At 73.1% G+C, this 22,450-nt stretch carries 20 protein-coding genes; 12 read left to right on the forward strand and 8 right to left on the reverse strand.

Translation table 11 applies throughout. The annotated features are described in order from the left end of the window. The first annotated feature begins 144 nt into the window (after positions 1–144). The 3 genes from hemB (at position 145) to RNC47_RS22345 (ending at position 3,092) form a co-directional block, all read left to right on the forward strand. Positions 145–1,137 (forward strand): porphobilinogen synthase, encoded by a 993-nt coding sequence (gene hemB / locus RNC47_RS22335; protein ID WP_311601279.1) that lies wholly within the window; start codon positions 145–147, stop codon positions 1,135–1,137. Positions 1,138–1,224: 87 nt separating this feature from the next. Further along, positions 1,225–1,989: an SDR family NAD(P)-dependent oxidoreductase gene (locus RNC47_RS22340; RefSeq protein WP_311601280.1), complete on the forward strand. Its 765-nt coding sequence runs from the start codon at positions 1,225–1,227 to the stop codon at positions 1,987–1,989. A 2-nt stretch (positions 1,990–1,991) separates the two neighbouring features. After that, positions 1,992–3,092 carry a serine hydrolase domain-containing protein gene (locus tag RNC47_RS22345; protein WP_311601281.1) on the forward strand — a complete coding sequence of 367 codons (1,101 nt, stop codon included), beginning with the start codon at positions 1,992–1,994 and terminating at the stop codon, positions 3,090–3,092. Positions 3,093–3,205: 113 nt separating this feature from the next. On the opposite strand, the gene RNC47_RS22350 is transcribed toward RNC47_RS22345, so the two are convergent. Together RNC47_RS22350 and argS are read right to left on the reverse strand one after the other, a co-directional pair. After that, entirely contained in the window at positions 3,206–4,435 is a 1,230-nt protein-coding gene (locus tag RNC47_RS22350; protein ID WP_311601282.1) for a S8 family peptidase, read from the reverse strand. A 234-nt stretch (positions 4,436–4,669) separates the two neighbouring features. Further along, positions 4,670–6,433 (reverse strand): arginine--tRNA ligase, encoded by a 1,764-nt coding sequence (argS, locus tag RNC47_RS22355; RefSeq protein WP_311601283.1) that lies wholly within the window; start codon positions 6,431–6,433, stop codon positions 4,670–4,672. A gap of 96 nt (positions 6,434–6,529) precedes the next feature. Here argS and lysS point away from each other — a divergent pair, with 96 nt between their 5' ends. Next, on the forward strand, positions 6,530–8,254 hold the full coding sequence (gene lysS, locus RNC47_RS22360) for a lysine--tRNA ligase (RefSeq protein WP_311601284.1): 1,725 nt from the start codon (positions 6,530–6,532) through the stop codon (positions 8,252–8,254). Between the two features lie 21 nt (positions 8,255–8,275). Here the strand turns inward: lysS and RNC47_RS22365 are convergent, their stop codons facing one another. Continuing rightward, positions 8,276–8,875, reverse strand: a complete 600-nt coding sequence (locus RNC47_RS22365; RefSeq protein ID WP_311601285.1) for a GNAT family N-acetyltransferase — start codon at positions 8,873–8,875, stop codon at positions 8,276–8,278. 123 nt (positions 8,876–8,998) lie between these two features. Between RNC47_RS22365 and RNC47_RS22370 the strand changes: the two genes are divergently transcribed. Continuing rightward, positions 8,999–9,289 (forward strand): DUF6191 domain-containing protein, encoded by a 291-nt coding sequence (locus RNC47_RS22370; protein WP_311601286.1) that lies wholly within the window; start codon positions 8,999–9,001, stop codon positions 9,287–9,289. 4 nt (positions 9,290–9,293) lie between these two features. Here RNC47_RS22370 and RNC47_RS22375 read toward each other — a convergent pair whose 3' ends face one another. The 4 genes from RNC47_RS22375 to RNC47_RS22390 form a co-directional block, all read right to left on the reverse strand. Continuing rightward, the gene (locus RNC47_RS22375; RefSeq protein WP_449657352.1) at positions 9,294–10,877 is read right to left on the reverse strand and encodes a DUF2637 domain-containing protein; all 1,584 of its coding nucleotides are present in this window, start codon (positions 10,875–10,877) and stop codon (positions 9,294–9,296) included. Between the two features lie 117 nt (positions 10,878–10,994). Next, on the reverse strand, positions 10,995–11,771 hold the full coding sequence (locus RNC47_RS22380; protein ID WP_311601288.1) for a DUF3558 domain-containing protein: 777 nt from the start codon (positions 11,769–11,771) through the stop codon (positions 10,995–10,997). Positions 11,772–11,853: 82 nt separating this feature from the next. Further along, the gene (locus RNC47_RS22385; protein WP_311601289.1) at positions 11,854–12,573 is read right to left on the reverse strand and encodes a DUF3558 domain-containing protein; all 720 of its coding nucleotides are present in this window, start codon (positions 12,571–12,573) and stop codon (positions 11,854–11,856) included. A 255-nt stretch (positions 12,574–12,828) separates the two neighbouring features. Beyond that, positions 12,829–14,310: an MFS transporter gene (locus RNC47_RS22390; RefSeq protein ID WP_311601290.1), complete on the reverse strand. Its 1,482-nt coding sequence runs from the start codon at positions 14,308–14,310 to the stop codon at positions 12,829–12,831. Between the two features lie 159 nt (positions 14,311–14,469). Between RNC47_RS22390 and RNC47_RS22395 the strand changes: the two genes are divergently transcribed. Further along, on the forward strand, positions 14,470–15,231 hold the full coding sequence (locus RNC47_RS22395) for a dienelactone hydrolase family protein (RefSeq protein ID WP_311601291.1): 762 nt from the start codon (positions 14,470–14,472) through the stop codon (positions 15,229–15,231). A gap of 22 nt (positions 15,232–15,253) precedes the next feature. On the opposite strand, the gene RNC47_RS22400 is transcribed toward RNC47_RS22395, so the two are convergent. Continuing rightward, positions 15,254–15,838, reverse strand: a complete 585-nt coding sequence (locus RNC47_RS22400) for a hypothetical protein (protein WP_311601292.1) — start codon at positions 15,836–15,838, stop codon at positions 15,254–15,256. A gap of 125 nt (positions 15,839–15,963) precedes the next feature. Here RNC47_RS22400 and hemL point away from each other — a divergent pair, with 125 nt between their 5' ends. From hemL to ccsB, 6 genes are all read left to right on the forward strand, one after another. Continuing rightward, complete coding sequence (gene hemL / locus RNC47_RS22405; RefSeq protein ID WP_311601293.1) at positions 15,964–17,310, forward strand: glutamate-1-semialdehyde 2,1-aminomutase; 1,347 nt, start codon at positions 15,964–15,966, stop codon at positions 17,308–17,310. Positions 17,311–17,380: 70 nt separating this feature from the next. Next, positions 17,381–18,064 carry a histidine phosphatase family protein gene (locus RNC47_RS22410; protein ID WP_311601294.1) on the forward strand — a complete coding sequence of 228 codons (684 nt, stop codon included), beginning with the start codon at positions 17,381–17,383 and terminating at the stop codon, positions 18,062–18,064. Positions 18,065–18,142: 78 nt separating this feature from the next. Further along, positions 18,143–18,748, forward strand: a complete 606-nt coding sequence (locus RNC47_RS22415; RefSeq protein ID WP_311601295.1) for a TlpA family protein disulfide reductase — start codon at positions 18,143–18,145, stop codon at positions 18,746–18,748. A 16-nt stretch (positions 18,749–18,764) separates the two neighbouring features. Beyond that, positions 18,765–19,508, forward strand: a complete 744-nt coding sequence (locus tag RNC47_RS22420; RefSeq protein ID WP_311601296.1) for a cytochrome c biogenesis CcdA family protein — start codon at positions 18,765–18,767, stop codon at positions 19,506–19,508. Between the two features lie 6 nt (positions 19,509–19,514). After that, the gene (gene resB, locus RNC47_RS22425) at positions 19,515–21,317 is read left to right on the forward strand and encodes a cytochrome c biogenesis protein ResB (RefSeq protein ID WP_311601297.1); all 1,803 of its coding nucleotides are present in this window, start codon (positions 19,515–19,517) and stop codon (positions 21,315–21,317) included. Beyond that, a complete protein-coding gene (gene ccsB, locus RNC47_RS22430; RefSeq protein WP_311601298.1) occupies positions 21,314–22,408 on the forward strand; it encodes a c-type cytochrome biogenesis protein CcsB in 1,095 nt (364 codons plus the stop codon). Before resB ends, ccsB begins: the two co-directional genes overlap by 4 nt. Positions 22,409–22,450 lie beyond the last annotated feature (42 nt).

Consider the following 22,450-nt stretch of genomic DNA (forward strand, 5'->3'; position numbering starts at 1 on the left):
GGGGGGGGGTGGGCCCGCAAACCGCGCGGAGCGCGGGGTGGCCCGCTTGCCCTGCCGCGCGCGGAGCGCGGGGGCGGACCCCTGGGTAAGCGCCGCGCCGCGGAGGCGTACCGTGGCGTGGGGGTGTGAGAGCGAGAGGGTGTCGTGAGCGGATTTCCGACGGTGCGGGCGCGGCGGTTGCGTGGGACGGCGGCGATGCGGCGGATGGTGGCCGAGGTCAGGCCGCATCCGGCGGACCTGATCCTGCCGGCGTTCGTCAGGGAGGGCGTCGCGGAGCCGGTGCCCGTCGGTTCCATGCCGGGGGTCGTCCAGCACAGCCGGGACTCGCTCCGCAAGGCCGCCGTGGAGGCGGCCGAGGCGGGGGTGAGCGGGATCATGCTGTTCGGGGTGCCCGAGGAGGGCAAGAAGGACGCGGTGGGCACGCCGGGCACGGACCCCGACGGGATCCTGCAGGTCGCGCTGCGCGACGTGCGGGCCGAGGTCGGGGACGCGCTGGTGGTGATGTCGGACCTGTGCCTGGACGAGGTCACCGACCACGGCCACTGCGGCGTCCTGGACGCCGCGGGCAACGTGGACAACGACGCCACCCTGGAGCGGTACGCGGAGATGGCCGTCGTCCAGGCGTCCGCCGGCGCACACATGCTCGGGCCGAGCGGGATGATGGACGGCCAGGTGGGCCACGTCAGGGCGGCGCTCGACGCCGCCGGGTTCCAGGACGTGGGTCTGATGGCGTACACCGCGAAGTACGCGTCGGCGTTCTACGGTCCGTTCCGCGAGGCGGTGAACTCGTCGCTCGTCGGCGACCGTAGGACCTACCAGCAGGACGCGCCCAACGCCCGTGAGGCGCTGCGCGAGTTGGAGCTCGACCTGGCCGAGGGCGCGGACATCGTGATGGTGAAGCCGGGCCTGCCGTACCTGGACGTGCTGCGGGCGATCGCGGACGCGTCGCCGGTGCCGGTGGCGGCGTACCAGATCTCCGGCGAGTACGCGATGGTCGAGGCGGCCGCCGAGCGCGGCTGGATCGATCGGGAGCGGGCCATCGAGGAGACGCTGACGGCGTTCCGGCGGGCCGGGGCCGACCTGGTCCTGACCTACTGGGCGACGGAGTTCGCGCAGCGGCTGCGCTCCGGCACCTGACTCCGTCGCCGAGGACGGCGGCGGTCATCATGGAGGTGCCGCGCAGCGGCCAGAACGTGAGTGCACGAAACGCAGGAGGCGACGCACGTGTCCACCCCCCAGACCACCGCCGTAGTCACCGGGGCGAGCAGCGGTATCGGTGCCGCCACCGCCCGGCAGCTGGCCGAGGCCGGCTACCGGGTGGTCCTGGTGGCCCGCCGGCTCGACCGGATAGCGGCGCTGGCCGAGGAGCTCTCCAAGGCCGGGCACGAAGGTGTCGAGGCGCGCCAGCTGGACGTCACCGACCGGGCGGCCGTGGACGCCTTCGCGGCCTCGCTCGACCGGTGCGACGTGCTGATCAACAACGCGGGCGGCGCGCTGGGCATGGACACGGTCGCGGAGGGCGACCCGGCCGACTGGCGGACGATGTACGAGGTCAACGTGCTGGGCGTGCTCAACATGACCCAGGCGCTGCTGCCCGCGCTCACCGCCTCCGGCGCCGGCACGGTGCTGGTGGTGTCCTCGACCGCCGGGCACGGCACCTACGAGCGCGGCGCCGGCTATGTGGCGGCCAAGCACGGCGCGCACGTGCTGGCCGAGACGCTGCGCCTGGAGATCGTCGGCACGCCGGTGCGGGTGATCGAGATCGCCCCCGGCATGGTGCGGACGGACGAGTTCTCGCTGACCCGCTTCCGGGGCGACGCGGCCGCCGCCGACCAGGTGTACGCGGGCGTCGCCGAGCCGCTGACCGCCGAGGACGTGGCCGACACCATCACCTGGGCGGTGACCAGGCCGCAGCACGTGAACATCGACCTGCTGGTGGTGCGGCCGCGCGCCCAGGCGTCCAACACCAAGGTCCACCGGGAGCTGTAGGGGTGGGGCGGCTGCGGTTCGGGAGCCCGGCGGAGGCCGACCTCGACGCGGCGCTCGTGGCGCGGATCGTGCCGGCGGCCGAGGCGTTCCTCGACGGGCCGGACGCGGCCTACCCGGGCTTCGTGCTGCTCGCGGCCCGGCACGGGGTGGTCGTGGCGCACGAGGCGCGCGGCTTCGCGGTGCGGCACGGCGGGGAGTCGGTGCCGATGCGGCGGGACACGGTCTTCGACCTGGCGTCGCTGTCCAAGCTGTACACGGCCGTGGTGGTGGTGCGGCTCGCCGAGCGCGGGCTGCTCGACCTCGACGATCCGGTGGGGCGCTGGCTGCCGGCGTTCCGGGGCGCCGAGCCGACGGTGCGGCGGCTGCTCACCCACACGAGCGGGCTGCCGGCCTGGCTCGACCTGGAGCCGTACCAGGACGACGCGGCGCGGCTCGCGGCGATCGCGGCGCTCGATCCGGTGGGCCGGGGCGGGTACCGGTACTCGGACCTCGGCCTCATCGTGCTCGGCGCGCTCGCGGAGCGGGTGGCGGGGCGTGGACTCGACGCGCTGGTCGTGGAGTTGGTGACGGGCCCGCTGGGGCTCGCCGACACCCGCTACAACCCGCCCGCGGCGTGGCGGGAACGGATCGCCGCCACCGAGTACCAGCCGTGGACCGGGCGGGGCATGGTGCGGGGCTCGGTGCACGACGAGAACGCCTACCGGATGGGTGGGGTGGCCGGCCACGCGGGCGTCTTCGCGACGGCGTGGGACGTGGCCGTACTGGCCCAGGCGGTGCTGGACGGCGGCGGGTACGGCGGGGCGCGGCTGCTGGGCGAGCGGTGGGTGCGGGAGATGCTGACCGACCACAACCGGGGGTTGGGCGACGGCGCCGCGCGCGGGCTCGGGTGGCAGCTGAACCAGCCGGGCTACATGGGGCGGTTGGCGTCGCCGACGGCGTTCGGCCACACGGGCTTCACCGGCACCAGCGTGGTCGCCGACGCGGCGACGGGGCTGCTGCTCGTGCTGCTCACCAACCGGGTGCACCCCGCGCGTGACCGGGGGCGGGACGGGGCGTACCGGCTGGCGCCGGCCGCCGCGTTGGCCGCGGCGGCCGGCCTGTAGCCGCGCGGCGGCCGGTGTTTCCGGCGCGTGGGCCGCTCTGCCCGAGCAGTGGCGGGGAGCGCGAGCGCCCTCCCCGCCCGGGGGGCGGGGAGGGCGAGTGGGTGGGGGAGCCGTCAGCCGACCTGGAGGAGGGTCGTCGTCGTGCTCGTGCCCGCGTTGGTCACGGTGTTCGGCTCACCGGCCGCCACCAGCGCGTTCCGCACCTGCGCCGGCGTGGCCGTCGGGTTCTCGGCCAGGTAGAGCGCCGCCGCGCCCGCGACGTGCGGCGTGGCCATCGAGGTGCCGGAGATGGTGTTGGTGGCGGTGTCGCTGGTGCGCCACGCCGAGGTGATGCTGGTGCCCGGGGCGTAGATGTCCACGACCGCGCCGATGTTGCTGAAGCTGGACCGGGCGTCGTTGCTGGCGCTGGACGCCACGGTGATGGCCTCGCTCACCCGCGCCGGCGAGTAGTTGCTGGCGTTGGCGCCGGAGTTGTTGCCGGCCGCGATGGCGTACGTGACGCCGGAGGCGATGGAGGCGCGGACCGCCGCGTCCAGGGTGGTGTCGACGCCGCCGCCGAGGCTCATGTTGGCGACGGACGGGCCGCTGTGGTTGGCGGTGACCCACTCGATGCCGCCGACGACCGAGGCGGTGGTGCCGCCGCCGGAGTTGTTCAGGACACGGACGTTGACGATGCGCGCGTTCTTGGCGACGCCGTGGAGCGCGCCGGCCACGGTGCCGGCCACGTGGGTGCCGTGGCCGTGGCCGTCCGCGCCGCCCTGGTTGAAGTAGTCGTAGCCGAAGGAGGCGCGGCCGCCGAACGCGGTGTGCGTGGTGCGCACGCCGGTGTCGAGGATGTACGCGGTGACGCCCTGCCCACCGTGGTCGGGGTAGGTGTACGAGTTGTTGAGCGGCAGATCGGGCTGGTCGATCCGGTCGATGCCCCAGGACGGCGGGTTCGGCTGGGTGGCGTTGATGCTGAACTTCTGGTTCTGCGTGATGGCGGCCACCGCCGGGTCGGCGGCGAGTTCGAGGGCCTCCTCCAGGGTGGCCTCGATGGCGTAGCCGTTGAGCGTCTCGGGGAACTCGTCGACGATCTCGGCGCCGTACGCGTCGACGAGGCGCTCGCCGCCGGCCGACTCCGCCTGCACGACGTTGTCCTGGAGCTGGACGATGTAGCTGTCGGCGACCGTGTTCGCGGCCTCCGCGTTGGGTATCAGCTCACGGATCTCGGCCAGGCTGGGTGCGCTGGGCGCCGCCTGGGCGGCGGTGGGCAGCAGCGCGCCGAGGCCGAGCGTCAGGCTGGCGGTGGCGGCCAGGACGACGGTGCGCCGGGAGCGGATGGTGGGGGTGTTACGCGCCATCGAGGGGTCTCCTCCTCATTGGTGGTGCGCCGGTGTGGGGTGCGAAGGACGTCACGTGGCGTGCTCATGACATCTCGCACGCCGCGTCACACCCGTCAGTCCGAAAGATTCACCGATGCAGAGGAATCCGGCAAGGGCGCGTCCCCGCCGGACATCTGTTTGTCATGAGAATGTCACGCCGCCCGGGGGTGGCGTGACATCAGGACACGCGGCGACAAGTTGCCAGGTACCGGGTCACAGGCGCTCGGGCGTGTGGATGCCCAGCAGCCCCATGCCCTCCCGCAGCGTGCGCGCCGTCAGCTCGCACAGGAAGAGCCGGTTGGCCACGATCGCCGGCTCGGGCGCGGCGAGCACCGGGCACTGGTCGTAGAAGGTGGTGAACTGCGAGGCCAGACCGTAGAGATAGGCCGCCAGCTTGTGCGGCTCGTAGCTCTCGGCCGCCGCGTCCACCGTCTCCCCGAACGCGTCGAGCTGCAGCCCGAGCGCCCGCTCGGCGGGCGCCAGCGACAGCTCCGGGTGGGCGGCCGCCGCCGGGGCGCCGCGCTCGGCCCCCCGGCGCAGGATGGACTGGATACGGGCGAAGGCGTACTGCAGGTAGACGCTGGTGTCGCCGTTGAGCGAGACCATCCGGTCCAGGTCGAAGACGTAGTCCCGGCTCCTGGAGGTCGACAGGTCCGCGTACTTGACGGCCCCGATGCCCACCTCCGTGGCCCGCTCGGCGACCTCGGCCGGCGACAGGTCGGGCGCCTTGGACGCCACCACCTCGGCCGCCCGCTCGACCGCCTCGTCCAGCAGGTCCATCAGCCGCACCGTCTCGCCGGACCGGGTCTTGAACGGCTTGCCGTCCTTGCCGAGCACCGTGCCGAACGGCAGGTGGTGCGCCACCCCGTCCGGCAGCCAGCCGGCCCGCCGCGCCGTCTCGAAGACCATCCTGAAGTGCAGCGCCTGCCGCGCGTCCACGACGTAGAGCAGGGTGTCCGCGTGCAGCGCGCCCACCCGGTTCCGGATCGCCGCCAGATCGGTGGCCGCGTAGCCGAAGCCGCCGTCCGCCTTGCGCACGATCAGCGGCACCGGCCGGTCGTCCGGGCCCTTGATGTCGTCGAAGAACACGCACAGCGCGCCGTCCGACCTGACCGCGACCCCGGACTCCTCCAACTCCCGCGACAACGCCTCGAGGTCGTCGTTGTAGGCGGACTCGCCCACCAGGTCGTCATCGGTCAGCAGCACGTCGAGCCGCGCGTAGATCGCGTTGAAGTAGATCTTGGACTCGTCCACGATCCGCTGCCACAGCGCCAGCGTCTCGGCGCCGCCGGCCTGCAGCTCGACCACCCGGCGCCGCGCCCGCTCCTTGAACTCCGGGTCGGAGTCGAAGAGCGCCCGCGAGTCCCGGTAGAGCCGGTTGAGCCGCGACATGGCGGCGCCGCCGCTCTCCTCGCCCTCCTGGTGGTCCAACTCGTGCGGGTGCTCGATCAGGTACTGGGTCAGCATCCCGAACTGGGTGCCCCAGTCGCCCACGTGGTTGCGCCGGATCACCTTCTCGCCGCGGAACTCCAGGATCCGCGTCAGCGCGTCCCCGATCACCGTGGACCGCAGGTGGCCGACGTGCATCTCCTTGGCCACGTTCGGCTGCGAGTAGTCGATGACGACGGTGCCCGGCCGCTCCGCGACCGGCACGCCGAGCCGCTCGTCGGCGGCGCGCGCCGCCAGCGTCCGCACGATGGCCTCGTCGGAGACCGTGATGTTGAGGAAGCCGGGGCCCGACACCTCGACGTCGGCGATCAGCCCCTCCGTCGCGACCTCGCCCACCACCCGGCCGGCGAGCTCCCGCGGGTTGCCCTTGAGCCGCTTCGCCAGCGCCAACATCCCGTTGGCCTGGAGGTCGGCCCGATCACTGCGTCGCAGCAGCGGGTCCGCGCCGGCGGCCTCGGGGAGGGCGGCGGCGAGGGCGTCGGAGACGCGCTGCCTGACGGCTTCGGTGATGGAGGGAACCGGGCTCATGCTGGCCAGTATTTCACGGGGGCGCCACGGGTTTTCCGAGTGGAACAATGGGGCGAGACACCGATCCACACCCCACATCAGAGGAAGTGCGCAGCCGTGGCCCAGACCACCCAGGAGACCGCCGACTGGGTCTCCCGACTCGCGGACGACGTCATCGCCGAGGCGGAGCGCCGTGCCCCGGGGAAAGAGACATCAGTCGCTACCGCTCCGGTAGTGGTCTGCGCATCCGGGATCAGCCCCTCGGGCCCCATCCACCTGGGCAACCTGCGCGAGATCATGGTGCCGCACCTGGTCGCCGACGAGATCAAGCGGCGCGGCGTCGAATGCGTCCACCTGCTGTCGTTCGACGACTACGACCGCTTCCGCCGGGTGCCGGGCGGCATCGGCGTCCCCGAGTCGTGGAGCGAGCACATCGGCAAGCCGCTGACCTCCGTGCCGCCGCCGCCCGGCAGCCCGTACGCCAGCTGGGCCGAGCACTTCAAGGCGCCGCTGCTGGCCGCCATGGCCGAGCTCGGCGTCGAGGTGCGCGCCATCTCCCAGACCGAGCAGTACACGGCGGGCGTCTACCGCGACCAGATCCTCTTCGCGATGCGTGAGCGCCGCCGGATCGACGCCGTCCTCGGCCGGTACCGCACCAAGCAGGCCGAGTCCGAGGTCGTCGACGAGGGCGTCGAGCAGAGCTCGGGCGCCGCCACCGAGGACGACGGCAGCGCGGGCAGCGGCGACTACTACCCGTACAAGCCGTACTGCGTGGTGTGCGAGCGCGACACCACCACGGTGACGGCGTACGACGACGAGACCACCGAGCTCGCCTACACCTGCGAGTGCGGCCACGCCGAGACCGTGAAGCTGACCGAGCACCGGCGCGGCAAGCTGGTGTGGAAGGTCGACTGGCCGATGCGGTGGGCCTACGAGGGCGTGATCTTCGAGCCGTCCGGCGTGGACCACCACTCGCCGGGATCCTCGTGGGTGGTCGGCGGGCAGCTGGTGAAGGAGATCTTCGGCGGCGTCCAGCCGATCGGCCCGATGTACGCCTTCGTCGGCATCACCGGCATGTCGAAGATGTCCAGCTCGCGCGGCGGCGTGCCGATCGCGGCCGACGCGCTGGAGATCATGGAGGCACCGCTGCTGCGCTGGCTGTACGCGCGGCGCAAGCCCAACCAGTCGTTCAAGATCGCCTTCGACGCGGAGATTCTGCGCACCTACGACGAGTGGGACGCGCTGGCCCGCAAGGTCGCCTCCGGCGCCGCCCAGCCGGCGGACGCCGCGGCCTACCTGCGCGCCACCACCACGGCCACCGGCGCGCTGCCGGCCACGCCGCGCCCGCTCCCGTACCGCACGCTGACCTCGGTCCTGGACATCACCACCGGGGACGAGGAGCAGACGCTCCGCATCCTGACCGACCTCGACCCGGACCAGCCGGTCCGCTCGCTCGACGAGACCCGGCCCCGCCTCGACAAGGCGGCCAGCTGGGTGGCCACCCAGATGCCGGCGGAGTCCCGCACCCGGGTCCGCACCGAGCCGGACACCGAGCTGCTGGCCTCGCTCGACGAGCGGCAGCGCGAGTCGCTCGCCCTATTGCGGGACGGCCTGGCCGACCACTGGTCGCTGGACGGCCTGACGACGCTGGTCTACGGCGTCCCGAAGCTCCAGGCGGGGCTGCCGGCCGACGCGAAGCCGACGCCCGAACTCAAGGTGGCCCAGCGGGAGTTCTTCGTCCTCGTCTACCGCCTGCTGGTGGGCGGCGACACCGGGCCGCGGCTCCCCACGCTGCTCCTCGCGGTCGGCGCCGACCGGGTGCGGGCGCTGCTGGGCGGCTGACGGGCGACGGACACGCGGGGTTCAGCGGTCCAGACGGGCGGTGAGGCGGGCCCGGGCCTCCGGCCACTCCTCGGCGATGATCGAGAAGTACACGGTGTCCCGCCAACTCCCGTCCGGCCGCTGGACGTGCCGCCGCAGCACGCCCTCCCGGCGCGCGCCGAGCCGCGCTATCGCCGCCTGCGAGCGGTGGTTGAGGTGGTCGGTCTTCAACTGCACCCGACCCATGCCGAGTTCGTCGAAGGCGTGGCTGAGCAGCAGCAGCTTGGTCTCGGTGTTGACGGCGGTGCGCCAGTAGCTCGGGCCGTACCAGGTGTAGCCGATCTCCAGCCGCTCGTTGTCGGCGTCGACGTCCATGAACGCGGTCCAGCCGACCGCCCGGCCGTCGGTCCTGTGGACGACGGCGAACGGCACCCGCAGGCCGCGCTCGCCCTCCGCCAGCAGGTCGGCGAGCGTCCGACCGAGCTCCTCGCGGGTGCGGGGGGCCGGCCTCGGCACCCAGCGCCAGACCTCCTCGGCGCAGCCGCCGGCCGCGAAGAGGTCGTCCAGGTGGTCGGGGGCGAGCGGCTCCAGGCGGACGTGCTTGCCGGTGAGGACGGTGGGGCGCGGCGTCATGGCGGGCATGGCGGTGACGCTAACCCGGTACTGCCCTAGATGCAACCTCTCTTTGAACTAGTGCGAATGCTCGCCGAGGGCTTGCCAGATGCCGGATACTGGGCGGTGCGGGGCGAAGAAGAAGGAGTCGTAGTGGAGTTCGTGCTCTTCATGACGCTGCCCGGGCTGGTGATCGGGCTGATCGCCCTGGCCTTCGTCGACCGCTTCGTGCTGGTGCGGTTCGGCAGGTCGCGCGGCCGGGTCTCGGCGACCGGCTTCGAGATGCTGCACGCCAGCCTGCTGCCGGGCAAGGACCACGAGCTCGCGCAGCGCGAGGTGATGACCCTGCTGCGGGACGAGGAGGGCGACGCCACGCCGCCCCGCTCCCGGGTCGACCTGACCGGCGGCACGGCGGTGATCCGGCTGCCGGACGACCGCGCCTGACCGCTCAGACCCCGGTGCCCATCTCGGCGCCGTAGCGCTCCCGGAAGCCGCGGGTGAACTCGCGGAGGTAGGGCTCGCTGAGCAGCGCGCCGTCCGCGTCCGTGATGCCCTGGCGCTCGTGCAGGAACCTGGAGAGCTGGCGGGCGTTGGGGAACACGCCCTGCTCCTGGACGTACAGGCGGTAGGCGGCGTAGAAGGTCTCGCTGCGCGCCGCGCCCTCGGGATCGTCGGCGGGCGAGGGCGCCGGCTCCTCGGGGACCGTCGAGCCGCCGAGCGGACGGCGACGGTCACCGGCCCCGACCGGCACCGACACCCCGGACGACGGCTCGACGTCGATCTCGACCTCGGCCTCGACGTCGGGGGTCGGCTGGTTGGCCACCCACCAGGCCTCCTCCTCCGCGAACCGGTCCCGCGGGCCGGCGTTCGCCGCCGTGGCGGCGGGGGCGCCCGGGGCACCGGCTGGCTGTCCGATCCGTGCGTCGTTCCGGCCGGCGGGTCGTCCGTCGTCGAGGGGGGCGGCGTCGGCGCCGATGTTGGGCGGCTGCCCGCCCCACGCGCCGTTGGCACCCTCGGGTTGTCCGTTGCCGGCCGGACCGGCACTGACCGGCTGTCCGGCCCACGGGCCGTTGGCGGCGTCCGGCTGGCCGTTGCCGGCTGGGTCGGCGTTCACGGTGGCCCGCCCGGCTGTGCCGGTGGGTGGCTGTCCGGCCCACGCGCCGTTGGCACCCTCGGGCCGTCCGTTGCCGGCGGGGCCGCCGTTCGCGGTGGCCGGCCCCGCCGTGCCGGTGGGCGGCAGGCCGGCTCGCGGGCCGTGCGCGCCGTTCACACCGGTCGGTTGTCCGTTGCCGGCCGGGGTCGCCGGGCCGGCGGGCCACCCACCGTTGACCGCCGCCACGCCGCCGCCGGCGACCGGCAGCGCCGCCGGGCCGGGCGGCGCGAACGCCGGCTCGGCCCCCTGCAAAGGGACCCCGTACCGCGCCAGCTTCAGCGGCATCAGCGCCTCGACCGGCGCCCTGCGCCGCCAGGCGCGCCCGTAGTCGGCGCGCAGTCGCGTCTGGTAGACGAGGCGGTCCCGCTCCATGGCGATGACCTCCTCGTACGACCGCAGCTCCCACAGCTTCATCCGCCGCCACAGCCGGAAGGTGGGGATGGGTGACAGCACCCACCGCCACATCCGCACCCCTTCCATGTGCTTGTCGGCGGTGATGTCGGCCACCCGGCCGATCGCGTGGCGCGCGGCCTCGATCGTGATGATGAACAGCACCGGGATGATGCCGTGCATGCCGACGGCGAGCGGGTCGCCCCAGGCCGAGGCGGCGTTGAAGGCGATCGTGGCGGCCGTCAGCAGCCAGGCGGTCTGCCGCAGCAGCGGGAAGGGGATGCGCAGCCAGGTCAGCAGCAGGTCGAGGGCGAGCAGCACCACGATGCCGGCGTCCACGCCGATCGGGAAGAAGGGGGAGAAGGCGCCGAAGCCCTTCTCCTCGGCCAGCTCCTTCACCGCTGTGTACGAGCCGACGAAGCCGATGGCCGCGATGAGCACGGCCCCGGCCAGGATGATGCCGACCAGTATGCGGTGCGGGCGTGTCAGCTTGATCGCGGCCACGCGAGAACCCTCCCCCGGTCATGACAAGGTCAGGGGACAGACTCGCACACGCGTCAAGTCACGTGTTCGATCAGGGGTTGTAGGGCGGTTGGCGTCCGAAGGTCACTCGTCGGCCGGGGCGTCCTCGGCCGGCGCGTCCTCCTCGGCCTCGCCGCCGGTGGCGTCCGCCGAGGCGTCGACGGCGGCCGCGGCCTCGCGGGCCGCGGTCTCGGCGGCCTCCCGGACCGAGTCGGCGGACGGCATGTCGTCGCCCTCGAAGCCGGCGCCCGAGTAGTCGAGGGTGAGGACCACGTTGCCGACGCGGGAGACGACCCGCTGCTGGCGGTAGTCCTGCTCGTCGTCCTCGCCGTCGCCGGTCTTGGTGACGGAGTAGGCGACGGAGGTGGCGGCGTCGCCCGTCTCGGCCAGTTCGGCGGACTCGACGTCGCGGTTGGCGTCGTCGCCGGTGACCTCGTCGACCATCTGCTGGAGGTACTCGGTGGCGCGCTCGTCGCCGCTGCCGAGGGAGAGGTCGGAGTCGAAGCGGCGCAGCGCGACCGTCAGGGAGCGGAACTGGAAGTCGTCGAGGCCGCTCCACAGGCAGGCGGCCGAGGTGGCGGTGTCGGAGGAGCTGAGGGTCTCGCCGGCCTCGGGGTCGGCCTGGGGGACCACCTCGCCGATGGTGTCCTGGCTGATCGTCTCGCACGGCTCGGGCAGGCCCTCGAAGCGGACCGGCTCGGGGGTGGGGGCGACGCTCTGCGGCTCGTTGTCCTGCGTGGCGTCGTCGGAGGAGTCGGACGACGAGGAACAACCGGTGACCAGCAGCACAGGCAGTGCGGCCAGCGCCAGCGCGCGAACGGCGAGTCGCGAGGCGGGTCGTCGCGAGGCGGTACGGTCCATGGTTACTTCGCTCCAGTTGTCTCGGCCGAGCCGTTGCGAGCACACGGTACGCCGAGGCGCCCGTGGCGCGCCCGAAACGCGCTCAGCCGTCGAAACCACCCGCGAGCCGCTGGGCCACGCCCTGCGCCTGCTGCTGGAGCAGCGCGTTGTCGGGCGCGCCGCCCGCGCCGGTGGTCGACACGGTGTAGTTCACGGTGACGATAACGTTCGCGGTCCGAAACGCCACCTCCACATCCCGGCGGTCCTGTGCGTTGTCGCTGGTCAGCGTGGAATCGATGAACGCGACGTGACCAATGCCATCGAGCAGCCGGGCCGCGAGGGGGTCGGCGGGGGACTGTGGGCTGGTCACGGAGACGCCGGCGTCGGCCGCGTGGGCCTCGAAGTCGATCTCCGCCTGGTCGTCGTCGCTGATGTCCGGGGTGTAGGAGACGATGCGCCGGAAGTCCACGTCGAGTCGTTGCGAATCGTTCGCGGTCGCGTGGTGCCAGACGCAGCCGACCCGGCGCCCGGTGTCGAAGGTGGGCTGGGGCTGGCCGGCGTAGACCTCGTCGTCGGCCTCGGGCAGCAGCTCGCGCAGGGTCTCGACGGGCACCGAGCCGCAGGGCTCGGGCAGCACGGAGAACCGGCCGGGCTGCGGCTGCCGCGCGCCGACGGTGCCGGCGGCGTCGCCGGGGCCCGAGGCGTCGTCCGTGCCGAGGCCGGCCTCGCACGCGCCGGCGATGCCGAGGACGGCCACGGCCGCCAGCGTGGCGGCGACGGCTCGCCTGATCTTCGCGGTGCGGATTGTCGCGGCGCGCTGCACCGGGTCGCCCTCCCTCTGCCGAACCGGCCACCATCCGGCCGGTCAACCTCGCGTGGACCGGCGGGGGGAACATGTCTACCCCATGGGTGGCGTGAAAGGCCAGGTGAGCCAGTCGCTGGCCGCGGGCCCGCCGCCTTCCGAACGGTCTCGTCTACCTGACGCGCGCGGGGGCGCCAGGGTTCCGGACGGCCGTGCCGCACCCACGGATGTGGATGAGGCACGGCCGTCCGGCTTGGTTCGGCGCCTGCGCCAGGCTCACCCGGTGGTGAGCTCGGGCGACGGCTCGGGCGTCCGTGTGGTGGCCGCGGCCGAAGCGCCAGCGCTACGGCGGGGGAGGAAGCCGGCGAGGGCGAAGGCCAGCAGTGCCGCGCCCGCGCCGATGCCCATGACGACCCGGAAGCCGTTCTCGGACGGCAGCGGGAAGCCGCCGAAGCTGGTGGTCAGCTGCGCCAGGATGACGCCGGCGACCGCGCTGGCGACCGAGGTGCCGATGGACCGCATCAGCGTGTTGAGGCTGTTGGCGGCGGCCGTCTCGGAGGCCGGCACGGCGCTCATGATCAGCGCGGGCATCGCGCCGTAGGCGAAGCCGACGCCGGCGCCGATGACGCAGGAGGCCAGCACGAGGTGCCAGATCTCGGACATCAGCAGGATGTTCAGGCCGTAGCCGGCGGCGACGATCACCGCGCCGACCATCAGGGTCACCTTCGGGCCCCTGGCCTTGGAGATGGCGGCGGACAGCGGCGCCATGGCCATCATCACCAGGCCCTGCGGGGCCATGACCAGGCCGACGGTCAGCATCGAGCGGCCGAGGCCGTAGCCGGTCTCCTCGGGCAGCTGGATGAGCTGCGGCAGCACCAGGGACATGGCGAACATCGAGAAGCCGAAGGCGACCGAGGCGAGGTTGGTGAACAGCACCTGGCGGCGCGCGGTGGCGCGCAGGTCGACCAGCGGCTGCTCGGTCCGCAGCTCCCACCAGCCCCAGGCCAGCAGGAGGACGACGGCCGTCGCGCCGAGGCCGAGGGTGGTGGCGCTGGTCCAGCCCCAGTCGGCGCCCTTGGAGACGGCGAGCAGCAGCGAGACGAGCGCGGCCGACAGGCCCAGGGAGCCGACCAGGTCGAACCGGCCGCCGGTGCGGGCCGGTGAGGCGGGCACGATCAGCGGGACGAGCACGAGGGCGACGGCGCCGAGCGCGGCCGAGGTCCAGAAGAGGACGTGCCAGTCGAAGTTGTCGGCGATGAAGGCGGCGGCGGGCAGGCCGAGGGCGCCGCCGACGCCGAGCGAGGCGCTCATCAGCGCGGTGGCGCCGGCGAGCCGGTCGCCGGGGAGCTCGTCCCGCATGACGCTGATGCCGAGCGGGACGACGGCGGCCGCGAGGCCCTGCAGGACGCGGCCGGCGATCATCGGCACCAGGGAGTCGCTGAGGGCGCAGACGACCGAGCCGGCCACCAGCAGGACGAGGCTGGTGAGCAGCATCCTGCGCTTGCCGTACATGTCGCCGAGCCGGCCGACCACCGGGGTGGCGACGGCGGCGGCGAGGAGGGTGGCGGTGACCGCCCAGGCGGCGTCGGAGGCCGAGGCGTCGAGCAGCCGGGGGAGCTCGGGGACGATCGGGATGACCAGGGTCTGCATCGTGGACACCACGATCCCGGCGAGGGCCAGGACCGCCACGACGGCGTTCGACGACCTCGGCCGTGCGGAGGCTCCTGCTCCGGTGGCTGGGGCGGGGGAGTGGGACATGGGAGGGGGCCTCCGTCGGGGGCGTGGTCGAGGGGCAGGGCCACCTCAAGGATTACTTAACTTACGCAACCATAATCCTGTTGTTTGACTCAGGCAAGTTCCTCTGGTGGGCGGGTCACCTGTGAATCCCGTCACGCGACGCTCAGGAGGCCAGAGCCCATGACCACCACCGTGCGCGGCACGTCCGTCGACGTGCCCACCCCCGACGGCACGGCCGACGCCTATCTCGCCCACCCCGACGACGACGCCCGGCACCCCGCCGTGCTCCTCTACATGGACGCCTTCGGGCTGCGGCCGCACCTGAGCGCGATGGCCGACCGGCTCGCCGCCGCCGGGTACGTCGTGCTGGTGCCCAACGTCTTCCACCGCGCCGGGCGGGCACCGGTCGTCGAACTGCCCGAGTTCATCGACCCGGCCGCGCGCCCCGGGATCCTGGAGGCCATCGGCCCGGCCGCGCGGACCCTGACCCCCGAGGCCGCCGTGCGGGACGCCGGCGCCTACCTGGACTGGCTGGCCGGCTCACCGCTGACCACCGAGGGACCCGCGGGCGTCGTCGGCTACTGCATGGGCGCGGGGCTCGCCCTGCGCACCGCGGGCAGCCACCCGGACCGGGTCGCCGCCGCGGCCGGCTTCCACGGCGCGTACCTGGCGACCGAGGCCCCGGACAGCCCCCACCTGCTGGCGGACCGGATCACCGCCGAGCTCTACTTCGGCCACGCCGACCAGGACGCGACCAACCCCCCGGAGATGATCGACCGCCTCGACCAGGCGCTCACCGCCGCGGGCGTGCGCCACCGCGCCGAGGTCTACGCCGGCGCGCACCACGGATTCACCCAGGCGGACACCACCGCGTATGACGCGGAGGCGGGGGAGCGCCACTGGAGGGCGCTGCTCGACCTGTTCGCCCGCACCCTCGGCTGAGGCCCCGGGCCCGGGACCCGGCCTACGGCCAGACCAGGCAGTACGGCTGGTGGCCCGCCTCGTGGAGCCGGCGGGAGAAGTCCTGCCACTCGCTGAGCAGCCGGTAGACGCCGAAGGCGTCGCTCGGCCCGCTGCGGTCGGGCACGGTGGACCAGATGAACGCGGCGGCGCCCACCGTCTCGTCGCCGACGCCGCGCAGCGGGTCGACCACGGTCGTGGGCAGCTTGACCACCGCGTAGTCGGGGTGGAGGACCACCAGTTCGAGCGGTGGCACCCGGTGCAGGGGTATGCCCTCGATGCCGGTGAGGACCATGGCGGCCATCGTCTCCGGCTTGATCCTGGTGAACATGCCCTGCCCGAGCTCGTCCCCGCCGAGCTCCTCGGGCCGCATCGACAGCGGCACCCGGGCCGCCGTGGCGCCGTCGGGGGCGCCGAAGTACTTGTAGGTTACGGCCATCCGGTTGCCCCGGCCGCCGAGTTCGAAGTCGGCGCCGGCCCCGCCCTCCAGATCGCGGCGGTGACGCCCGCGCCGGGCGCGGGCACGCGGACCTGCGGCCTCCGGCCCCAGATCCCCGGTTCCCTCGCCCACTCCGCCACCGCGCTGCATGTCACCACCTGCACTTATCGCGACCCCCGCCGCGCAACCCGATCATCGTTTCAGAGACCTCCCCCGTCAGACGTCGGTGAAACGCCCCGACACCGAGCTGAAAGGGCTCTGTCACCATGTACACCATGGATCGCGTGACCTCATCCTATTCAGCGGAATCCGCGCAATCGGTGGCGCCAGTCTCCCAGACGCTGTTCACTCGTGCGGCGGCGGTGACCCCCGGCGGCGTGAACTCGCCCGTGCGCGCCTTCGGAGCCGTCGGCGGCACCCCCCGCTTCATGGTGTCGGGCGCCGGTCCGTACCTCACCGACGCCGACGGCCGGGAGTACGTCGACCTCGTCTGCTCCTGGGGGCCGATGATCCTCGGCCACTCCCACCCGGCGGTGCTCGAGGCCGTGCGGGCCGCCGTCGAGCGCGGCACCTCCTTCGGCACGCCCACGCCGGGCGAGGTCGAGCTGGCCGAGGAGATCGTCTCCCGGGTGGCGCCCGTGGAGCGGGTGCGTCTCGTCTCCTCCGGCACCGAGGCGACGATGTCCGCGATCCGGCTGGCCCGCGGCTTCACCGGGCGCGCCAAGGTGATCAAGTTCGCCGGCTGCTACCACGGCCACGTGGACGCCCTGTTGGCCGCCGCCGGCTCCGGCGTCGCCACCTTCGGGCTGCCCGACACCCCGGGCGTCACCGGCGCCCAGGCCGGCGAGACCGTGGTCCTGCCCTACAACGACCTGGCCGCGGTGCGTGCCGCGTTCGAGGCCAACCCCGGCGAGATCGCCTGCGTCATCACCGAGGCCGTGCCCGGCAACATGGGCGTCGTGCCGCCCCGCCCCGGCTTCAACCAGGGGCTGAAGGACCTGTGCGCCCAGCACGGCGCGCTGCTGATCTCCGACGAGGTCATGACCGGGTTCCGGATCAGCGGCGCCGGCTGGTTCGGCGTCGAGGGCGTGGTGCCCGACCTGATCACCTTCGGCAAGGTGATGGGCGGCGGCTTCCCGGCCGCGGCCTTCGGCGGCCGGGCCGACGTGATGGACCGGCTCGCCCCCGCCGGGCCCGTCTACCAGGCCGGCACGCTCTCGGGCAATCCGGTGGCCACCGCCGCCGGCCTCGCCCAGCTGCGGCTGCTCGACGACGCCGCCTACGCCAGGCTCGACGCCACCTCGGCCGAACTGCGCGGCCTGGCCAGCGAGGCGCTGGCCAAGGAGGGCGTGGCGCACACCGTCTCGGCCGCCGGCAACATGTTCTCGATCTTCTTCACGGCCGACGAGGTCACCGACTTCGCCGGCGCCAAGCGGCAGGACACCTTCCGCTACACCGCCTTCTTCCACGCCATGCTGGAGCGCGGCGTCTACCTGCCGCCCTCCGCGTTCGAGGCGTGGTTCGTGTCCACCGCGCACGACGAGCGCGCCCTGGAGCGGATCGCCGCCGCGCTGCCGGAGGCGGCCCGGGCCGCCGCGGCGGCCCGGGCGACGACGGCCTAGCGGCCCGCCGGCGGCACCGGGCGCGGGCCCCGACAAGACCACCGAGTAGGTCGGAAGCGAAGAGAGAGCGATGAGTGACAGCAGCGAGCGGACCGTCGTCCACGTGATGCGGCACGGCGAGGTGGACAACCCCACCGGCGTGCTCTACGGGCGGCTGCCGGACTTCCATCTCTCGCCGCTCGGCCGCGAGATGGCCGAGCGGGTCGCCGCGCACCTCGGCGGCAACGACGTCGTCCACGTCGTCGCCTCGCCGCTGGAGCGCGCCCAGGAGACCGCCGCCCCCATCGCCAAGGCGCACGGCGTCGACGTGGCCACCGACAGCCGGCTGATCGAGGCGGCCAACGTCTTCCAGGGTCGCACCTTCGGCGTCGGCGACGGCGCGCTGCGCCGGCCGGGCAACTGGCGGCACCTGCGCAACCCCTTCCGGCCCTCCTGGGGCGAGCCGTACGTCGACCAGGTCGTGCGGATGAAGGGCGCGATCGACGCGGCGCGCGACGCGGCCCGCGGCCACGAGGCGGTCGTCGTCAGCCACCAGCTGCCGATCTGGATCCTGCGCAGCTACGTCGAGCGCCGCAGGCTGTGGCACGACCCGCGCAGCCGGCAGTGCACGCTCGCCTCGCTGACCAGCTTCACCTACCGGGGTGACGAGATCGTCGCCGTCACCTACACCGAGCCGGCCCGCGACCTGCTCCCCGCCCACCTGCGGGCCGGCGCCCGGCCGGAGAAGGGCAAGTCCCCCGGCTTCGGCGCGTAGCCGGAGCCGTCGCGCGGCGGCCAGCCGCTTGGCGGGGGGCGGCGAAGATCCTCAAATGGCGCATGGGAAACTTTTCACATGATCCAGAACCGGGCTTTCGGCAGGGTCGCCAGAGGGGCCGCGGCCGCGCTCGCCGGGGCGCTGCTCCTCGGCGCCTGCGGCGGCGAGGACAACGGCGGCTCCACCTCTGGGGACGGTACCAACTACGTCGAGGGCACCGGGGAGATCACCCAGGTCGCGGTCGCCGAGCGGGACCAGGCGCCCGACCTGGTCGGGGAGAACCTGGAGGGCGAGGAGCTGCGCCTGGCCGACTACCGCGGCCAGGTCGTGGTGCTCAACGTGTGGGGCTCCTGGTGCGCGCCGTGCCGGGCCGAGGCCCCGCACCTGGTCGCCGCCGCCGAGGAGACCGCCGACCAGGGGGTGGCGTTCCTCGGCCTCAACACCCGGGACCTCACCACGGACAACGCGCTGGCCTTCGAGCGCAGGTACGAGGTCGACTACCCCAGCTTCTACGACCCCAACGGCCGGCTGATCGGCGAGTTCCCCAACGGCACGCTGAACCCGCAGTTCATCCCCAGCACGTTGATCATCGACCGGGAGGGCCGGATCGCCGCCCGGGCGCTCACCGCCCTCAGCAAGGACCAGCTGCTCGCGGCGCTCGAACCCGTGATCGCCGAAGAGTGAGCCGAGTGACCAGCACATGAACGCAAACGAGACGGTACTGAGCGGCGCGCTGCTGCTGGCCCTGCCGGTGGCGGTGTTCGGCGGTCTTGTGTCGTTCTTCTCGCCCTGCGTGCTGCCCCTGGTGCCCGGCTACCTCTCCTACGTCACCGGGGTCGGCGGCGCCGACCTCAAGGACGCGCGGCGCGGCCGGATGTTCCTCGGCGCGCTGCTCTTCGTCCTCGGCTTCGCCGCCGTCTTCGTCTCCGGCGGCGCGCTCTTCGGCAGCGTCGGGGCCAACCTGATCACCCACCGCGAGGTCCTGAACAAGGTCTTCGGGGCGCTGATCGTGCTGTTCGGCCTCGTCTTCCTCGGCTTCATGCCCCGACTCACCCAGCGCGAGTTCCGGCTGCACACCAGGCCGGGCGTCGGCCTCGCCGGCGCGCCGCTGCTCGGCGTGGTCTTCGGCATCGGCTGGACGCCCTGCCTCGGCCCCACGCTGGCCGCCGTGCAGACCCTCGCGATGGGCCAGGCCACCGCGGCCCGGGGCGCGCTGCTGACCTTCGCCTACTGTCTCGGCCTCGGCCTGCCGTTCATCGTCGCCGCGCTCGCCTTCCGGCGGGCGCTCGGCGCGTTCGGCTGGGTCAAGCGCCACTACGCCTGGGTGATGCGGCTCGGCGGGGCCATGCTCATCGTCACCGGCGTGCTGCTGTTCACCGGCGTCTGGGACCGCATGATCTACGAGATGCAGGTCTGGTCCGCCGACTTCGAGGTTTGGATCTGACACCCCATGGCCAAAGAGACAGCCAACGAGACGGCCGACGAGAGGGCCGACGAGGCCGCCGCCACCGGCGGGCTCTCCACCGCGCCCGTCGAGGAGCCGGAGGTCGCCACCGCCGTCGCCGGCTCGTTCGGCGGCGTCCGCGAGCCGGGCGCGCGCGGCCAGCTCGCCTGGCTCGGGCGGGAACTGCTCGGCTGGGCCCGGTGGTTCTGGCGCCAGCTGACGTCCATGCGGGTCGCGCTGATCCTGCTGTTCCTGCTGGCGCTCGCCGCGATCCCCGGCTCGATGATCCCGCAGAACAACGCCAGCCCGACCACCGTGCAGGACTTCCAGGAGCGCAACCCGGGGCTCTCGTCGTTCTACGACCGGCTCCAGCTCTTCGACGTCTACTCCTCGGTCTGGTTCTCGGCGATCTACCTGCTGCTGTTCGTCTCGCTGGTCGGCTGCATCATCCCGCGCTCCTGGCAGTTCGTCGGCCAGCTGCGCGGCCGCCCGCCGCGCGCCCCGCGCCGGCTCGACCGGATGCCGGCGTACACCACCTGGCGCACCGGGACCGAGCCGGCCGACGTGCTGGACGCGGCGCACCGGCAGCTGCGGCGCCGCCGCTTCCGCGTCGACCGGCGCGAGGACGACCAGCCGGGCCGGGCCCACGTGGCGGCCGAGAAGGGCTATCTGCGGGAGGTCGGCAACCTGGTCTTCCACCTCTCGCTCGTCGTGCTGCTGATCGCCTTCGCCGCCGGCCGCCTCTACTACGCCGAGGGCGGCAAGCTGGTCGTCGAGGGCTACGACTTCACCAACAACCTCACCCAGTACGACGACTTCTCCTCCGGCCCGTTCTACGACACCGACAACCTGGGGAACTTCAGCTTCACGCTGGACGAGTTCCACGCCGAGTTCACCCGTTCGGGACCCGACCTCGGCACCCCGTCCCGCTTCGACGCCGACGTCACCTACCGCACCGAGGACGGCACCGAGCGCTCCACCACCATCCAGGTCAACGAGCCGCTCGGCATCGGCGACGAGCGGGTGCGGCTGCTCGGCCACGGCTTCGCGCCGGTCGTGCGGGTCACCGACGGCGAGGGCAACACGGCGTTCAGCGGCCCGGTGCCGTTCATCCCGCAGGACCAGGCGCTCACCTCCGTCGGCGTCATCAAGGTCACCGACTACGTGGGTCCCGACGGCCAGCCGACCCAGCTGGGCTTCCAGGGCTTCTTCAGCCCCACCTACAACATCGACGAGGTCCGCGGCCCGCACTCGACCTTCCCCGACCCGGACGACCCGGTGCTCACCCTCACCGGCTACCGCGGCGACCTGGGCATCGACTCGGGGCTGCCGCAGAACGTCTACCAGCTCGACACCACCGACATGGAGCAGATGGTCGACGCGGAGACCGGCGACGTCTTCCGGTTCGACCTGCGGCCCGGCGAGTCCGTCGAACTGCCCGACGACGGGGGCACCCTGGAGTTCCAGGGCTTCGAGCGGTGGGCCACCTTCCAGATCTCCACCCGCGCCGGGAACGGCTGGGCGCTCGGCGGCTCGCTCGCCGCCATCGCGGGGCTCGCCGCCTCGCTGATGCTCCAGCGCCGCCGGGTCTGGGTGCGCGCCTACCGTCACGAGGACGGCCACACCGTCGTCGAGATGGCCTCCCTCGGCCGCACCGAGTCGGGCCGGATCCCCGAGGAGCTGGCCTCCCTCGCCGCGGCCCTGGAGCCGGCGGCGCCGATGCTGCCCGCCGAGCCCGAAGAGGGCCCCGGGTCTGATAGCCCTGACCCATCCGCTGAAGAGTCCGCTGCCGAAGGAGCACGCTCATGACGCTCGCCGCAGACGAGGGCCTGGCCGATTTCAGCAACCTGCTGATCTACACGGCGATGGCCGTCTACGCGCTGACGTTCGTCGCCTACACCGCCGAGTGGATCTTCGGCAGCCGCAGCAGGGTGGCCCGGACGGCCGCCGCGCTCGCCGGCGACGAGGCCGCCGAGGGGGCCCCGGTGCCGGCCCAGCGGCCCGCCGTCACGGTCCGCAAGGGCGGCACCACCTCCGTCCTGGACCGGCCCACGGTCGTCACCCGCTCCTCCTCGCCCGAGCGCGACGCCGTCCCGGACGGCCCGGGCGCCGCCGGCGACGACGAGCGCGGTGACACGTTCGGGCGGATCGCGGTCTCGCTCACCACGCTCGCGTTCCTGCTGCACCTCGGTGGCGTCGTCGCCCGCACCATCGCCGTGGGGCGTGGGCCGTGGGGCAACATGTACGAGTTCTCCACCGCCTTCTCGATGGTCGTGGTCGCCAGCTACCTGGGCTTCCTGGTCTTCGGCAAGAACATCCGCTGGCTCGGCCTGCCGCTGGTCACCACCGTGCTGCTCGACCTCGGCCTCGCGGTGACCGTGCTCTACAACGACTCGACGCAGCTGGTGCCGGCGCTCGACTCGATCTGGATGTGGATCCACGTGCCGCTGGCGGTCATCTGCGGCGCGCTGATGTACGTCGGCGCGGTGGCGTCCGTGCTCTTCCTGTTCCGCGACCGCTACGAGGCCAAGCTCCTCGCCGGCGGGCAGCCGGGCCGCCTCGCCACCTCGGTGCTGGAGCGGCTGCCGTCCTCCACCACGCTGGACCGCTTCTCCTACCGGATCAACGCGGCGGTCTTCCCGTTCTGGACCTTCACCATCGTGGCCGGCGCCATCTGGGCCGAGAACGCGTGGGGCCGCTACTGGGGCTGGGACCCGAAGGAGACCTGGGCGTTCATCACCTGGCTCGTGTACGCCATCTACCTGCACGCCCGCTCCACGGCCGGCTGGAAGGGCCGCAGGACCGCCTACCTGTGCATCGCGGGCCTGGTCTGCTTCCTGATCAACTACTACGGCGTCAACATCTTCTTCGACAGTCTGCACGGCTACGGCGGCGTCTGAGCCGCCCACTCCAGACGTGACGAACGGCCCCCGCCGATGCCG

Source organism: Streptomyces millisiae, assembly GCF_031845425.1.
Lineage (GTDB): Bacteria > Actinomycetota > Actinomycetes > Streptomycetales > Streptomycetaceae > Streptomyces > Streptomyces millisiae.

Excerpts from the sequence above, each read along its gene's own strand:
- RNC47_RS22350 (WP_311601282.1), bottom strand. The coding sequence starts at position 4,435 with ATGGCGCGTAACACCCCCACCATCCGCTCCCGGCGCACCGTCGTCCTG.
- argS (WP_311601283.1), bottom strand. The coding sequence starts at position 6,433 with ATGAGCCCGGTTCCCTCCATCACCGAAGCCGTCAGGCAGCGCGTCTCC.
- RNC47_RS22365 (WP_311601285.1), bottom strand. The coding sequence starts at position 8,875 with ATGCCCGCCATGACGCCGCGCCCCACCGTCCTCACCGGCAAGCACGTC.
- RNC47_RS22380 (WP_311601288.1), bottom strand. The coding sequence starts at position 11,771 with ATGGACCGTACCGCCTCGCGACGACCCGCCTCGCGACTCGCCGTTCGC.
- RNC47_RS22390 (WP_311601290.1), bottom strand. The coding sequence starts at position 14,310 with ATGTCCCACTCCCCCGCCCCAGCCACCGGAGCAGGAGCCTCCGCACGG.
- RNC47_RS22395 (WP_311601291.1), top strand. The coding sequence starts at position 14,470 with ATGACCACCACCGTGCGCGGCACGTCCGTCGACGTGCCCACCCCCGAC.
- RNC47_RS22400 (WP_311601292.1), bottom strand. The coding sequence starts at position 15,838 with ATGCAGCGCGGTGGCGGAGTGGGCGAGGGAACCGGGGATCTGGGGCCG.
- hemL (WP_311601293.1), top strand. The coding sequence starts at position 15,964 with ATGGATCGCGTGACCTCATCCTATTCAGCGGAATCCGCGCAATCGGTG.
- RNC47_RS22410 (WP_311601294.1), top strand. The coding sequence starts at position 17,381 with ATGAGTGACAGCAGCGAGCGGACCGTCGTCCACGTGATGCGGCACGGC.
- RNC47_RS22415 (WP_311601295.1), top strand. The coding sequence starts at position 18,143 with ATGATCCAGAACCGGGCTTTCGGCAGGGTCGCCAGAGGGGCCGCGGCC.
- RNC47_RS22420 (WP_311601296.1), top strand. The coding sequence starts at position 18,765 with ATGAACGCAAACGAGACGGTACTGAGCGGCGCGCTGCTGCTGGCCCTG.
- resB (WP_311601297.1), top strand. The coding sequence starts at position 19,515 with ATGGCCAAAGAGACAGCCAACGAGACGGCCGACGAGAGGGCCGACGAG.
- ccsB (WP_311601298.1), top strand. The coding sequence starts at position 21,314 with ATGACGCTCGCCGCAGACGAGGGCCTGGCCGATTTCAGCAACCTGCTG.